At 73.6% G+C, this 13191-nt stretch carries 9 protein-coding genes and 1 pseudogene; 8 read left to right on the top strand and 2 right to left on the bottom strand.

Annotation, left to right across the window (positions count from 1 at the left end):
- Window positions 1-4: 4 nt before the first annotated feature.
- From AB0P35_RS14100 to AB0P35_RS14080, 5 genes and pseudogenes are all read left to right on the top strand, one after another.
- A complete protein-coding gene (locus AB0P35_RS14100) occupies window positions 5-889 on the top strand; it encodes a helix-turn-helix transcriptional regulator (RefSeq protein ID WP_363510319.1) in 885 nt (294 codons plus the stop codon).
- A 203-nt stretch (window positions 890-1092) separates the two neighbouring features.
- On the top strand, window positions 1093-2199 hold the full coding sequence (gene dusB / locus AB0P35_RS14095) for a tRNA dihydrouridine synthase DusB (RefSeq protein ID WP_363510531.1): 1107 nt from the start codon (window positions 1093-1095) through the stop codon (window positions 2197-2199).
- A gap of 564 nt (window positions 2200-2763) precedes the next feature.
- Window positions 2764-5472, top strand: coding sequence for a pyruvate, phosphate dikinase (gene ppdK / locus AB0P35_RS14090; RefSeq protein WP_363510316.1), 2709 nt, complete (start codon window positions 2764-2766; stop codon window positions 5470-5472).
- 275 nt (window positions 5473-5747) lie between these two features.
- Window positions 5748-6236: a ribonuclease domain-containing protein gene (locus AB0P35_RS14085; RefSeq protein ID WP_363510314.1), complete on the top strand. Its 489-nt coding sequence runs from the start codon at window positions 5748-5750 to the stop codon at window positions 6234-6236.
- An 82-nt stretch (window positions 6237-6318) separates the two neighbouring features.
- Window positions 6319-7266, top strand: a pseudogene (locus AB0P35_RS14080) (ADP-ribosylglycohydrolase family protein); the annotation flags it as partial.
- Window positions 7267-7629: 363 nt separating this feature from the next.
- On the opposite strand, the gene AB0P35_RS14075 reads toward AB0P35_RS14080, so the two are convergent.
- On the bottom strand, window positions 7630-8934 hold the full coding sequence (locus tag AB0P35_RS14075; protein ID WP_095874965.1) for a C2 family cysteine protease: 1305 nt from the start codon (window positions 8932-8934) through the stop codon (window positions 7630-7632).
- Window positions 8935-9121: 187 nt separating this feature from the next.
- On the opposite strand from AB0P35_RS14075, the gene AB0P35_RS14070 reads away from it, so the two are divergent.
- Window positions 9122-9817, top strand: coding sequence for an MOSC domain-containing protein (locus tag AB0P35_RS14070; RefSeq protein ID WP_363510311.1), 696 nt, complete (start codon window positions 9122-9124; stop codon window positions 9815-9817).
- 46 nt (window positions 9818-9863) lie between these two features.
- Here the strand turns inward: AB0P35_RS14070 and AB0P35_RS14065 are convergent, their stop codons facing one another.
- Window positions 9864-10583, bottom strand: a complete 720-nt coding sequence (locus tag AB0P35_RS14065) for a GNAT family protein (RefSeq protein ID WP_095874966.1) — start codon at window positions 10581-10583, stop codon at window positions 9864-9866.
- A gap of 696 nt (window positions 10584-11279) precedes the next feature.
- Between AB0P35_RS14065 and AB0P35_RS14060 the strand changes: the two genes are divergently transcribed.
- Both AB0P35_RS14060 and AB0P35_RS14055 read left to right on the top strand, forming a co-directional pair.
- Window positions 11280-12224, top strand: coding sequence for a PAC2 family protein (locus tag AB0P35_RS14060; RefSeq protein WP_095874967.1), 945 nt, complete (start codon window positions 11280-11282; stop codon window positions 12222-12224).
- Window positions 12225-12361: 137 nt separating this feature from the next.
- A partial coding sequence (locus AB0P35_RS14055; protein ID WP_363510307.1) for an SGNH/GDSL hydrolase family protein occupies window positions 12362-13191 on the top strand: 830 nt, incomplete at its 3' end.

The raw sequence follows: 13191 nt of genomic DNA, 5'->3' as shown, positions 1-13191 counted from the left end.
GAGCATGGCTACCACCGTCTCCTCCGCAGGCCGCCCCGCCCAGGCCGCCCCGGCACCCGCCGCGGCCCGCCGCCAGGAGCTGGCCGCCTTCCTCCGCAGCCGCCGCGAACGCATCTCCCCCGAGCAGGTGGGCCTCCCGGACACCGGCCGCCGCCGCACCCCGGGCCTGCGCCGCGAGGAGGTGGCGCACCTCGCCACCGTGGGCGTCACCTGGTACACGTGGCTGGAGCAGGGGCGGGACATCCAGGTCTCCTCGCAGGTCCTGCAGTCGGTGGCCCGGGCGCTGCTGCTCGACCCGACGGAGCGCGCCCACCTGTTCGTCCTGGCCGGTGCGGAGGATCCGGCACCGGTCGTCGAGTGCGCCACCGTCACCCCGGCCGCGCGGGCGCTGCTCGCCCAGCTGGAGCCCGTGCCGGCCGCGGTGCTGAACAGCCGGTACGACATCCTCGCCTACAACCGGGCGTACACCTGGATCACGGGCGACCTCGACGCGCTCCCGTTCGAGGACCGCAATCTGATGTGGCTGGCCTTCACCGACTCCGCGTTCCGGCGGAGCCTCGTCGACATCGAGGAGGCGGGCCCTGCGATGGTGGCCAGGTTCCGCACCGCCATGGCCGACCACGGCGCCGAGCCGACCTGGAAGACCCTGCTGAACCGGCTGCGCAAGGCCTCGCCGCAGTTCGAGGAGGTGTGGCGGCAGCACGAGGTCGCCGGCCTCGGCAACGGCCTGAAGCGCTTCCTGGTGCCGGACGTCGGCCTGCTGCGCTTCGAGTACACCAATCTCTGGCTCGGCCCGCGGCCCGGCCCGCGGCTGGTCGCCTACACGCCCCAGGACGAGGAGACCCGGGCCGGCCTGGAGCTGCTCGCGGCCCGGTCCCGGACCGCCTGACCCTGCCGACCGGAGTCCGACCGGAGCGCGGCCGGGCGCTCCTCCGGGTGGGGGACAATGGAGAGTCCCGAATCCCGTCTGCCGAGGACTCTGCCCGCATGACCACCACGCCCAGCACACCCGACACCGTCGGCGCCGCCGAAGCCGCCGGTGCGCCGACCACCGCCGCGGTTGCCGAGTTCACCCCCCTGGACATCGGCCCGATGCGGGTGTGGCCGCCGGTGGTGCTGGCGCCCATGGCCGGGATCACCAACGCGCCGTTCCGCACGCTCTGCCGTGAGCAGAGCGGCGGCAAGGGCCTGTTCGTCTCCGAGATGATCACCACCCGGGCGCTGGTCGAGCGCAACGCCAAGACCATGCAGCTGATCACGTTCGACCCGAGCGAGAAGCCGCGGTCGATCCAGCTGTACGGCGTCGACCCGGTCACCGTCGGCAAGGCCGCCCGGATGATCGCCGACGAGGGCCTCGCCGACCACATCGACCTGAACTTCGGCTGCCCCGTTCCCAAGGTCACCCGCAAGGGCGGCGGCTCGGCCCTCCCGTACAAGCGGAACCTGCTGAGGGACATCCTGCGCGAGGCCGTCTCCAACGCCGGGGACCTGCCGGTCACCATGAAGATGCGCAAGGGCATCGACGACGACCACCTCACCTTCCTGGACGCCGGCCGGATCGGTGCCGAGGAGGGCGTCTCGGCGATCGCGCTGCACGGCCGCACGGCCGCCCAGCACTACGGCGGCACCGCCGACTGGTCGGCGATCGCCCGGCTGCGCGAGTCGGTGCCCGGGCACATCCCGGTGCTCGGCAACGGCGACATCTGGTCGGCCGAGGACGCGCTGCGGATGATGCGCGAGACCGGCTGCGACGGCGTCGTGGTCGGCCGCGGCTGCCTGGGCCGGCCCTGGCTGTTCAAGGACCTGGTCGCGGTCTTCGAGGGCGACGCCGACCACGCCCGCCCGACCTTCGGCGAGGTCTCCCGGGCGATGGTGCGCCACGCGCAGCTGCTCGGCGAGTGGCTCGGCGACGAGGCCCGCGGCGTGATCGACTTCCGCAAGCACGTGGCCTGGTACACCAAGGGCTTCTCGGTCGGCTCGGAGCTGCGCGTGCGACTGGCCAACGCGTCCTCGCTGGCCGAGCTGGCGGAGCTGCTGGAGCAGATCGACCAGGCGCAGCTCTGGCCGGCCGGCGCGGACGGCCCGCGGGGCCGGACGAGCGGCAACAACCGGGTGGTACTGCCGGACGGCTGGTTGGACGATCCGTACGACTGCGCCGTCCCCTCCGTTGACGCCGAATCGGACACATCCGGCGGATGATCTGTACGGCCGGTCGAAAATCTCCTCGACCGGTCATCTGCCGCTACGGCCCAGCCCTCTTGTCCGATCTGGCCAAGAGGGCTCCTTTCTGGCAGATTTCAATCACTCTCCGCAACCGCTTCGACTACACAGAGCTGCTTCGCATGCGATCTTGTGCGCTCGGCAGCTGAGATGCGCTCGTGACGCTTGCCACATAGTCTGAGTGGTTGACGGCCGGTCAGGTCGCCGAAAGGCCTCGACAACGTGAAACGCTTCCCGAAGGGGTCGTCGCGCCGATCGGTGTGCCTGACTGCAGGAAATCAAGCCGGGGCAACAGAGTCGACGATCGGCCATCACTCTCTGTCCGGTTCATGTGATCTTCAGGTTTCGATGTCTTCACTACTTGAACGATAGCTAGCGTCAACCGGACGATTTCGGCAAGACAGGTGAATGCCTACCCGGGCATTAGATCTGCCGGGTCCTGAGTGGGTCCCACGCACGTACGGCCTATCTGCGGCACGAAAGCGCCTTTGAAATGGGTATGTTCTCCGGCGTCAGGGCAACCGTGTGCGAGGAGACCGACCCGTGGCGGCGAAGCAGAAGTTTGTTTACTCCTTCACCGAAGGAAACAAGGACCTCAAGGATCTTCTTGGTGGCAAGGGTGCGAACCTGGCCGAGATGACCAACCTGGGTCTCCCCGTCCCTCCGGGGTTCACCATCACGACCGAGGCCTGCAAGGTCTTCCTGGAGACGGGCAGCGAGCCGGCCTCGCTGCACGAGGAGATCAGCAAGCACCTGGCCGCCCTCGAGGCCGAGATGGGCAAGACGCTCGGGCAGCACGACAATCCGCTGCTCGTGTCCGTCCGTTCGGGCGCGAAATTCTCCATGCCCGGCATGATGGACACCGTTCTGAACATCGGTCTGTCCGACGCCTCGGTGACCGGCCTCGTCGCCCAGTCCGGCAACGAGCGTTTCGCCTGGGACTCCTACCGCCGCCTGGTCCAGATGTTCGGCAAGACCGTGCTGGGCGTGGACGGCGAGCTGTTCGAGGAGGCCCTGGACGAGGCCAAGCACGCCAAGGGCACCACCAACGACCTCGACCTGACCGCCGAGGACCTCAAGGCCCTGGTCGAGACCTTCAAGGGCATCGTCCTGCGCGAGACCGGCCGCGAGTTCCCGCAGGCCCCGCGCGAGCAGCTCGACCTGGCCATCTACGCCGTCTTCCACTCCTGGAACGGCGACCGCGCCCGGCTGTACCGCCGCCAGGAGCGCATCCCGAACGACCTGGGCACCGCGGTCAACGTGTGCACCATGGTCTTCGGCAACCTGGGCGAGGACTCCGGCACCGGTGTCGCCTTCACCCGTGACCCCTCCACGGGCACCCAGGGCGTCTACGGCGACTACCTGCAGAACGCCCAGGGCGAGGACGTCGTCGCCGGCATCCGCAACACCCTGCCGCTGGCCGACCTCGAGCAGCTCGACAAGAAGTCCTACGACGAGCTGATGACCATCATGAACACGCTGGAGACGCACTACCGCGACCTCTGCGACATCGAGTTCACCATCGAGCGCGGCAAGCTCTGGATGCTGCAGACCCGCGTCGGCAAGCGCACCGCCGCGGCGGCCTTCCGCATCGCCGTCCAGCTGGTCGACCAGGGCCTGATCAACCTCGACGAGGCGCTGCACCGGGTCACCGGCGGCCAGCTCGCCCAGCTGATGTTCCCGCGCTTCGCGCCCACCTCCGAGACCAAGCCGGTCGCCTACGGCATCGCCGCCTCGCCGGGTGCCGCGGTCGGCCGGGTGGTCTTCGACTCCTACACCGCCGTCAAGTGGTCCCGCTCCGGCGAGAAGGTCATCCTCGTCCGCCGCGAGACCAACCCGGACGACCTCGAGGGCATGATCGCCGCCGAGGGCATCCTGACCTCGCGCGGCGGCAAGACCTCGCACGCGGCCGTCGTCGCCCGCGGCATGGGCAAGACCTGTGTCTGCGGCGCCGAGGAGCTGGAGGTCGACACCAAGAACCGCAAGTTCACCACCGCCGACGGCCAGGTCGTGCACGAGGGCGACGTCGTCTCCGTCGACGGCGCCAACGGCAAGGTGTACCTGGGCGAGGTCCCGGTGCTGCCGTCGCCGGTCGTCGAGTACTTCGAGGGCACCCTGCACGCGGGCGCCGACGTCCAGGGCGGGCTCGTCCAGGCCGTGCACCGGCTGATGTCGCACGCCGACGTCCGCCGCCGGCTCGCCGTCCGCGCCAACGCCGACAACGCCGAGGACGCGAACCGCGCCCGCCGCTACGGCGCCCAGGGCATCGGCCTGTGCCGGACCGAGCACATGTTCCTCGGTGAGGAGCGCCGCAAGGAGGTCGAGCACCTGATCCTCGCGGACAACGACAAGGACCGCGAGACCGCGCTCTCCAGCCTCCTGCCGCTGCAGAAGGGCGACTTCCTCGAGCTGTTCCAGTCGATGGACGGCCTGCCCGTCACCGTCCGGCTGCTCGACCCGCCGCTGCACGAGTTCCTGCCCGACATCACCGAGCTGTCGGTGCGCGTCGCCCTCGCCGAGGCCCGCAGGGACCCGAACGAGAACGACCTGCGCCTGCTGCAGGCGGTGCACAAGCTGCACGAGCAGAACCCGATGCTCGGCCTGCGCGGCGTCCGCCTCGGCCTGGTCATCCCCGGCCTGTTCGGCATGCAGGTCCGGGCGATCGCCGAGGCCGCGGCCGAGCGCAAGCTGGCCGGCGGCGACCCGCGCCCCGAGGTGATGATCCCGCTGGTCGGCACCGTCCAGGAGCTGGAGCTGGTACGCGACGAGTGCGAGCGGGTGCTCGCCGAGGTCGCGCAGTCCACCGGCGTCCAGCTGGACATCAAGCTCGGCACCATGATCGAGCTGCCGCGCGCCGCGGTGACCGCCGGTCAGATCGCCGAGGCCGCCGAATTCTTCTCCTTCGGCACCAACGACCTCACCCAGACGGTGTGGGGCTTCTCCCGCGACGACGTCGAGGCGAGCTTCTTCACCGCCTACCTGGAGAAGGGCATCTTCGGCGTCAGCCCGTTCGAGACCATCGACCGGGACGGCGTGGGCTCGCTCGTCAAGCACGCCGCGGAGGCCGGCCGGGCCACCCGCCCCGACCTCAAGCTCGGCGTCTGCGGCGAGCACGGCGGCGACCCGGACTCGGTCCACTTCTTCCACGAGGTGGGGCTGGACTACGTGTCCTGCTCTCCCTTCCGCATCCCGGTGGCGCGTCTGGAGGCAGGCCGCGCCGCCATCGAGACGGCGGGCAGCGATTCGCGCTGACACGAAGCAGCGCGGTCCCATCGCTGACCGCACACCCCCTCCGCAGGGGAGGGGCGTTCGACGGAGCTCGGCGCAGGAGAGCCGTCGGACGTAGCAGCCGGGGCGGGAACGGACAATGGGGTCCGTTCCCGCCCCGGCGGCCTTTCCACGTCCGGGTGCGGGCGCGCGGACGACCGCCGGGCGGTCCGCGCCCGATGCTCCGTCTGCGGCCGAACGGGTGAGAGCGGCGCGAAGGTCGGCCCGGCGCGCTCCGCCGAGCGGGCAAGCTGTCCGCCATGACCAGCCGAAACCACGTGATCGTCGCCGTCCTGGTGGTGTGCGCCATCCTTGCCGCGGCCGCCTACGCGCTCGGCGACCGCACCGGTTCGACGAGGAACCCCACCACCGGCGCCACCCCCGGCGGCACCCCGACACCGGCCGGGACGCCCACCGGCACGCCGAGAAGCGGCGCGAGCCCGGTCTGGCTGCCGAGCGACCCGGCGATCGCCGACGTCTGCCGCACCCGGCTCCCCGCGCAGGCGGGCACCACCCTCGGCCTGATCGCCGCGGGCGGTCCCTACCCGTACCGCTCGGACGGGGTCGTGTTCGAGAACCGCGAGGGCCTGCTGCCGCGGCACACCACCGGCTACTACCACGAGTACACCGTCGCCACCCCGGGCTCCGACGACCGCGGCACCCGGCGCATCGTCACCGGCACGTCCGGCGAGCGCTACTGGAGCGCCGACCACTACGCCAGTTTCCGCGAGATCGACCCCCGCTGCTGAGCCCGCGCGGCCGGCGTGCCGCGGCCTCGGCGACCGGAAACACCCTGGCCGGGAGCGTGCCCCGGCTGCCACCATGGTCGTGATGTCCCGACCCACCGACCGCACACCGTCCACCGACCCGTCCGCCGCCTCCTCAACCGACCGCTCAGGCCTCCGGCTCGGCGCCGCATTCGACTCGCTGCAGGGGCTGTCCGTCGGCGACGCCCTCGGCGCCCAGTTCTTCGTCCCCGCCAACCGGCCGCACCTGGACCGGCGACAGGCCCCGCCGGGCCGCTGGCCCTGGACGGACGACACCGAGATGGCCTGCTCCGTCCACGCCGCCCTCGTCGAACGGGGCCGCATCGACACCTTCGACCTCACCCACGCCTTCGCCCGCCGGCACGACTTCGACCGCGGCTACGGGCCCGCCGCGAACCGGATGCTCCGGCTGATCCGCGAGGGCGGCGACGCCCGCCGGCTGGCCGCCGAACTCTTCGACGGGCAGGGCTCGTACGGGAACGGCGCGGCCATGCGGGTCGCGCCGCTCGGCGCCGCGCACGCCGACGACCCGGCCGCGGCCGTCCGCCCGGCGGCGGACACCGCCGTGATCACCCACACCCACCCGCAGGCGGTGGACGGCGCGATCGCGGTCGCCGTCGCCACGGCCCTCGCCGCCCGGGCCCGGATCCAGGACGACCGGCCGGCCCCGGCGGACTTCCTGGCCGAGGTGCGGCGGCTCACCCCGCGCGGCGCGGTGCGCGACGGGCTGGGCGAGGCGATCGGGCTGCTCGGCACGGCGGACCCGCACACCGCCGCCAAGGTCCTCGGCAACGGCAGCCGGGTCAGCGCGGCCGACACCGTCCCGTTCGCGCTGTGGGCCGCCGCCCGGCACCTGGGCGACTACCCGGCCGCGATCTGGGACACCGTCACCGCCGGCGGCGACGTCGACACCACGGCCGCCGTCGTCGGCGGGGTGGTCGCCGCCCGCACCGGCGCCGCCGGCATCCCGGCCGCCTGGCTGGCCGCCCGCGAGGCACTGCCCGCCTGGGCCGCCCCCGCGCCGGGCAGCGTGGCGGACAGCGGACCCGGCCCGGCCGGCCACACGGCCGTCCTGCTGCCCCGACCGGTCGACCTCCCCGAGCTGCACTGGACGGACCGGGACTGGCAGCGCATCAGGACCTCCCGCCGCGACCGGACCGGCGCCCTGCTGACGCACACCGCCGAGGGCGTGCTCCACCTGCGGGACGGCCGCTCCGGCCACGGCGTCCTGGACGTCCGGGTGGAGGCGCTGCCGCGCACCGGCTGGCGGCCGGTCGAGGCGCGGCACGAGGCCCACCCGGCCCGCTCGCCGCACGACCCGGCCGACCTGCTGGCGGCACTCCGCCTGCTCTGAACCGGCTGCTCCGAACCGCCCCTACCAGGTGTCGACGGCGTTCATCCGCCGCAGGCAGGACGGGATCTCCTGGAGGGTCAGCCAGCACTCCCACATCCGGCGGTCGGCGCCGTCGCCCCACGGGTTGCCCAGGCAGATCCGGCCACCCGCCACGTCCACGTCCTTGACGAAGTAGGCGTGGCTGGCGGCCAGCCGGCCGCCGTGCAGGCGCTCGCGGTCGTCGCCACGGCCGTGGGTGCTGGCGGTGAGGGCCTGGCCGCGGGCGCGGCGGTCGGCGAGCTCGTGGCAGAGCCAGGGGTTGGCGAGGTCGATCTCGCCCTCCCGGGAGGGGCGGCCGGTGAGCAGGCCCAGGGCGTCGCTCGGGTGGCCGCCGTCGGCGACGGCCCCGTAGCCGCCGTAGAACCGGGCGGCGGCCTTCTCGTAGTAGCCGGGCCAGGTCTCCGCGTACCGGGCGTCGTCGCTGTGGCCCTTGGCGCCCCACAGCACACCGTGCCCGTAGGGCAGGTCGGGCACCACGGTGATGTCGATCGGCCGGCCCCGGTCGTACAGGGTGCAGGTGACGGTGCCGTTCGCCTCCTGGCGCAGGTGGCGCGGGGCGTGGTGCGGATTGGCCTGGATCACCGCCTGGATGCTGGTCAGCAGCCAGCAGGTGCCGAACCTGCCCTGGTCCATGTCCTGCCAGCTCATCGCCTCGGTCGAGCCGGAGACCCGCTGCCACCGCTCGGTCACGTACGCGCCGTCCACCTGGGCGAACGGGCCCTGCGGCAGCACCCAGCCGTGGTCCCCGCAGCCGCAGTCGGGCTCGTACTCGGGCTGGCTGCAGGGCATCGCGGTGCCGATCAGCATCGCGGCGTACGGGCTGACCGAGCGCAGCAGCCAGCCGAACAGCTCCTGCTGGCGCCGCCAGTCGTACGCCGAGCGGCCCTCGGCGTCCTTGACGTGGGTGAGCGCGTCCCAGCGGTCCAGGCCCGGCGGGCCGAATCGGCGGACGACCAGGTCGAGTTCGGCCGGCGGCAGCGGCATCAGCAGGTTGCCGATGTGGTCGAGCAGGGCACGGGCGCCGTACCGCTGCTCGTCCGAGAAGAGCAGGTCCCAGGCCTGGCGGCCGACCGCGTCGGCGCGGTGCGGGTCCGGCGGCGGGCCGGGCGGCTGCCACGGCAGTTCGACCAGCGGACGGCCGCCGGGCACGTACTGGATGCTGCGCCGGTCGGCCCGGTCGATCAGCCGGTTGGCCGCGTCGACGGTGCCCAGGATCGCCCGGCCGCCCGGGACGAACGGCGCGGCGGCCCCCGCCACCTGGCGCCAGTTGTTGCGGTGGTAGCCCATCCGGTCCCCCTCGTCCGTTCCACCCGACCCACGAGGGTAAGGGGTTCGACCGGGAACCGTTCGCACCGGCCCTGGCCGACGGAGCGTTAACACGACCGGCTGCAGCCCGGACTGGGGCGGCGTCAGCTGCATCGGCGGACGCGGAAACTCGGCTGCGGCGCCGGGCGCCCGGGCCTACGCTGCGCGCATGCCGACACTGCTCTCCGTCAATCTGGCCCGCCCGCGTCCCAACCCGGCGAAGCCGGACACCGGCGGCACCGGGATCGACAAGCGCCCGGTCGAGCACCCCGTGGAGGTGCGCGCCCCGGGGCCGAAGCGGACCGGGCTGCACAGCGGCCTGGTCGGCGACCGGATCTTCGACACCCGCCACCACGGCGGCGACGACCAGGCGGTCTACGCCTACGCCCGGGAGGCCCTCGACCGGTGGGCGGCGGAACTCGGCCGGGAACTGCCCAACGGCAGCTTCGGCGAGAACCTCACCACCGCCGGGCTCGACGTCGACGGGGCGGTCATCGGCGAGCGCTGGCGGATCGGCGGGCAGGTGCTGCTGGAGGTGGCGGTGCCGCGCATCCCGTGCGCGACCTTCGCCCACTGGCTGGACGAGCGGCGCTGGGTGCGCCGGTTCACCGAGGCCGCGCTGCCCGGCGCCTACCTGCGGGTCGTCGAGCCGGGCCCGATCCGCTCGGGCGACCCGGTCACGGTCGAGCACCGGCCCGGGCACGGCGTCACGATCGCCGGCTGCTTCCGCGCCCTGACCGGCGACGCCGCACTGCTGCCCCGGCTGGCGGACATCGCCGAGCTGCCCGGGGACGTCCGCGACCTGGCCCGCCGCCGCACCGCCGCCGACCGCCCGCCCTACGCCCCGGAGCCGGACGCCCCCTAGGAACCACCCTCGCGCCCCTTGAGTACCACCGGGCCGGGGCCGGCCGTCAGGCCGGGATCAGCGGGCCGCCGTGTCTAAGGCACTCCTGGTTGAGAGACGGGTCCGGGGCGCTCGGCGAGGTGGCCGCGGCGATCCGCAGCTCGATGATGTCGCGGACGGCCGGCCACTCCTCGTCCAGGATCGAGTAGAAGGCGGTCGAGCGGACCACCCCGTCGAGGCCGCGCGAGTGGGCCCGCCGGACCCCTTCGCAGGTGGCGCCGAGCCGCTCGATCGCGGCGCGCGAGCGCAGATTGCGGGCGTCCGCGCGGAGCGAGATCCGCTGCACCCGCCACGCCTCGAAGGCGTGGCGCAGCATCAGCAGCTTCGCCTCGGTGTTGACGCCGGTGCCCTGGGCCCACGGGGCCAGCCAGGTGTTGCCGATCTCGGCGGCGTCCGGCACCGCCTCGCGCGGATCGCCGAAGGGCACGCCCGGCACCGGCGGCCACACCAGCGGGCCCTGCCAGTAGTCGAGCTCCAGGAAGCGGGTGGAGCCGACCACCCGGTTGTCGGCGGTGCTCACGGTCGCGAACGGCAGCGACCGGCCCGCGGCCTGGTCGGCGAGGGCACGCCCGATGTACTCCCTGGCCGCTTCGAGGCCGTGCGGGACGGGGGTGAAGGCGTAGGTCGTACGGTCCGCTGCACCTGCCTCGGCCAGTGCCTCCGCGTGGTGCTCGGCGAGAGGCTCCAGCCGCACGGTGCGGCCGATGAGGGTGACGGGAACGGGCACGGAATCCTTCGGTCCTTCGGCGATCGGAGGGTCCCTCGGTCCGGGGTCGCGGCGTCGAGGGTCTGGTCTTTCGCCCCGCTCCGGGGCCTCCGCCGCACCGTCGGCGCACGCCGGTGGGGACCGGTCGGGCGGCGGGGAGCGACGGCCCGGAGGCGGGCAGCGCGGTGCCGGAACGGGAACGGGTCGACGACCCGGACCGGCGGGATGAGCGAGGGGACAGTGTGCGTCCGCGAGATGGCCGAGAGAGAGACGAGAGCACGAAGGGAAGCAGGCGGCCAAGTGAAGGCAAGGTGCGCAGAGGAGGGCTGGCAACACACCTGTTCGGGGCGTGGCCGGCGACGTCACGGACGGCGCGGCGACGACGCGACGGTGCGAGGCAGCGAGAGGACGATACCCGCAAGAAGGCGGTGCGTCACTTCGCGGCGCGAGATCGGGGGCGTGCGCGTGTCGGGGGTACGCCGTGACGGGCGTCCGGGGGCCCTCGGAAAGCCGTCCGGACGCCTTTCACCAGCCCTTTCGGCGCGAAGTGAGAATATTCTGCAAGCGGGGTGGAGACACGCGGCGGCTGCGGGAATTCCCGCGGTCCCGGGCACGCTGGAGTGATCGGACGGGCGTCCGCGCGACGCCCGCCGGGGCGGCGCCGACAGCGGGCGGCCCCAGGACGACGTGACGAGACGGAACGGGGTTGGGTGCGCCGTGCGTGATCCCAAGAAGCTGTACGAGCTGGAGCCGGCGGGTGTCGAGGCGGTCGCCGCGGCGCAGGAGTCCGCGGCCTCGGACGGCGGCGGGCTGGTGCTGCTCTACCACTTCGAGGGGTTCATGGACGCCGGCGAGGCCGGTACCCAGGTCGTCTCGCACCTGCTGGAGCACGGCATGCCGCAGGTCGTCGCCCGGTTCGACCACGACCGCCTGGTGGACTACCGGGCCCGGCGGCCCGCGATGGTCTTCGACCGCGAGCGCTGGACGGACTACGACCCGCCGGAGATCCTCCTCCAGCTGGCGCACGACTCGGTCGGCGCGCCGTTCCTGGTCCTCTCCGGCCCCGAGCCGGACACCGAGTGGGAGCTGTTCGCCGCGGCGGTCCGCGGGCTGATCGAGCGCTTCGACATCCGCCTCGCGGTGGACTTCCACGGCATCCCGATGGGCGTTCCGCACACCCGCCCGGTCGGGCTGACGCCGCACGGCAGCCGGATGGACCTGGCGCCCGGCTACCCCCGCTGGTTCGACCAGGCGCAGGTGCCCGGCAGCGCCCAGGCGCTGTTGGAGTTCCGGCTCGCCGAGGCCGGCCACGACGTGCTCGGGTTCGCCGTCCACGTTCCGCACTACATCGCCCGTTCGGCCTACCCGGCCGCCGCCGTGCAGATCCTGGAGGCCGTGCAGTCCGCGACCGGTCTGGTGCTGCCCGGTACCGAGCTGCGGCTGCGGGTGGACGAGGTGTACGCCGAGATCGAGGAGCAGCTGGAGCAGGGCGACGGCGAGCTCCGCTCGGCCATCCGCGGCATGGAGGGCCAGTACGACGCCGTGGCCGGCGCGGACAGCCGTGAGAGCCTGCTCGCCCAGGCCACCGACCTCCCCTCGGCCGACGAGCTGGGCCGGCGCTTCGAGGAGTTCCTCGCCGAGCACGAGCGCGACACCGAGTGATCCCGGCGCCTCCCGCGGCCTGACCGGCCCGGGCCCGGCACGTGCGGGCGCCCGCACGACACGGCCGGCCCCGGAGCGGGGAGTCCCCGCGGGCGTCCCGTACGTTGGGACGACCAGGAACGAACCCGGGGGGACACATGGTACGACGGCGCGGCGGCAGCGGGGCCGCCCTGGCCGCGCTCCTGCTGCCCGCACTGCTCGCCGCGGCCGGCTGCGGCACGGGCGCCGACACCGGGGCGGCCCCCTCCGCCGCCCCCGCGGTCCGACAGTCCGCGCCGCAGCCGGCGGCGACGCCGGCCGGCCCGTACGTCGCCCTCGGCGACTCCTACACCTCGGGTCTCAAGGTGCCCCCGCAGGGCGGCACCCCGGCGGGCTGCGCCCGCTCCGGGGTGAACTACCCGTCGCTGGTCGCCGAGGGCCTCGGGCTGACCGGCCCGGCGTTCCGGGACGTCAGCTGCAGCGGCGCCCGCACCGGCGACCTGACCGCGCCCCAGCGGACCGCGGACGGCACCAACCCGCCCCAGCTGGACGCCCTGACCGGCACCACCCGGCTGGTGACGGTCGGGATCGGCGGCAACGACGCCGGCTTCATGGACGTGATCACCCGCTGCGCGCGGGAGAGCCTGCGCGCCTCGCCGGCGGCCGACGGCACCGGGGACACGGCGGCCGGTTCGGCCTGCCGGGCCGTGTACGCCGCGGCCGGCGGCGGGCCGGACGAGGTGCAGCGCAAGGTGGCGTCGGCGGGTGCGAAGGTCGGCGACGTGCTCGCCGAGATCCGCCGCCGGGCGCCCTCGGCGCGGGTGTTCGTGGTGGGCTACCCGGCGCTGCTGCCGGCCGACCCGGCGGCCTGCCGGGAGACCCTCGGGGGGGGGGGGGGGGGCGCCCCCCCCGGGGGGGGGGGCCCCCCCCCACCCCCACACGAAAATAATAGAGGGCGGGCGGGGCCCGGCCGCCCGCCCGGGCGCCC

Source organism: Kitasatospora sp. NPDC085879 (assembly GCF_040686255.1).
Lineage (GTDB): Bacteria > Actinomycetota > Actinomycetes > Streptomycetales > Streptomycetaceae > Kitasatospora.
Note: the sequence above shows the minus strand (reverse complement) of the source record. Positions and strands in the feature narration are given on the sequence as shown.

Coding starts and splice junctions, on each gene's coding strand:
- AB0P35_RS14070 (WP_363510311.1), top strand. CDS start 9,122: ATGCCGACACTGCTCTCCGTCAATCTGGCCCGCCCGCGTCCCAACCCG.
- dusB (WP_363510531.1), top strand. CDS start 1,093: ATGCGGGTGTGGCCGCCGGTGGTGCTGGCGCCCATGGCCGGGATCACC.
- AB0P35_RS14100 (WP_363510319.1), top strand. CDS start 5: ATGGCTACCACCGTCTCCTCCGCAGGCCGCCCCGCCCAGGCCGCCCCG.
- AB0P35_RS14075 (WP_095874965.1), bottom strand. CDS start 8,934: ATGGGCTACCACCGCAACAACTGGCGCCAGGTGGCGGGGGCCGCCGCG.
- AB0P35_RS14085 (WP_363510314.1), top strand. CDS start 5,748: ATGACCAGCCGAAACCACGTGATCGTCGCCGTCCTGGTGGTGTGCGCC.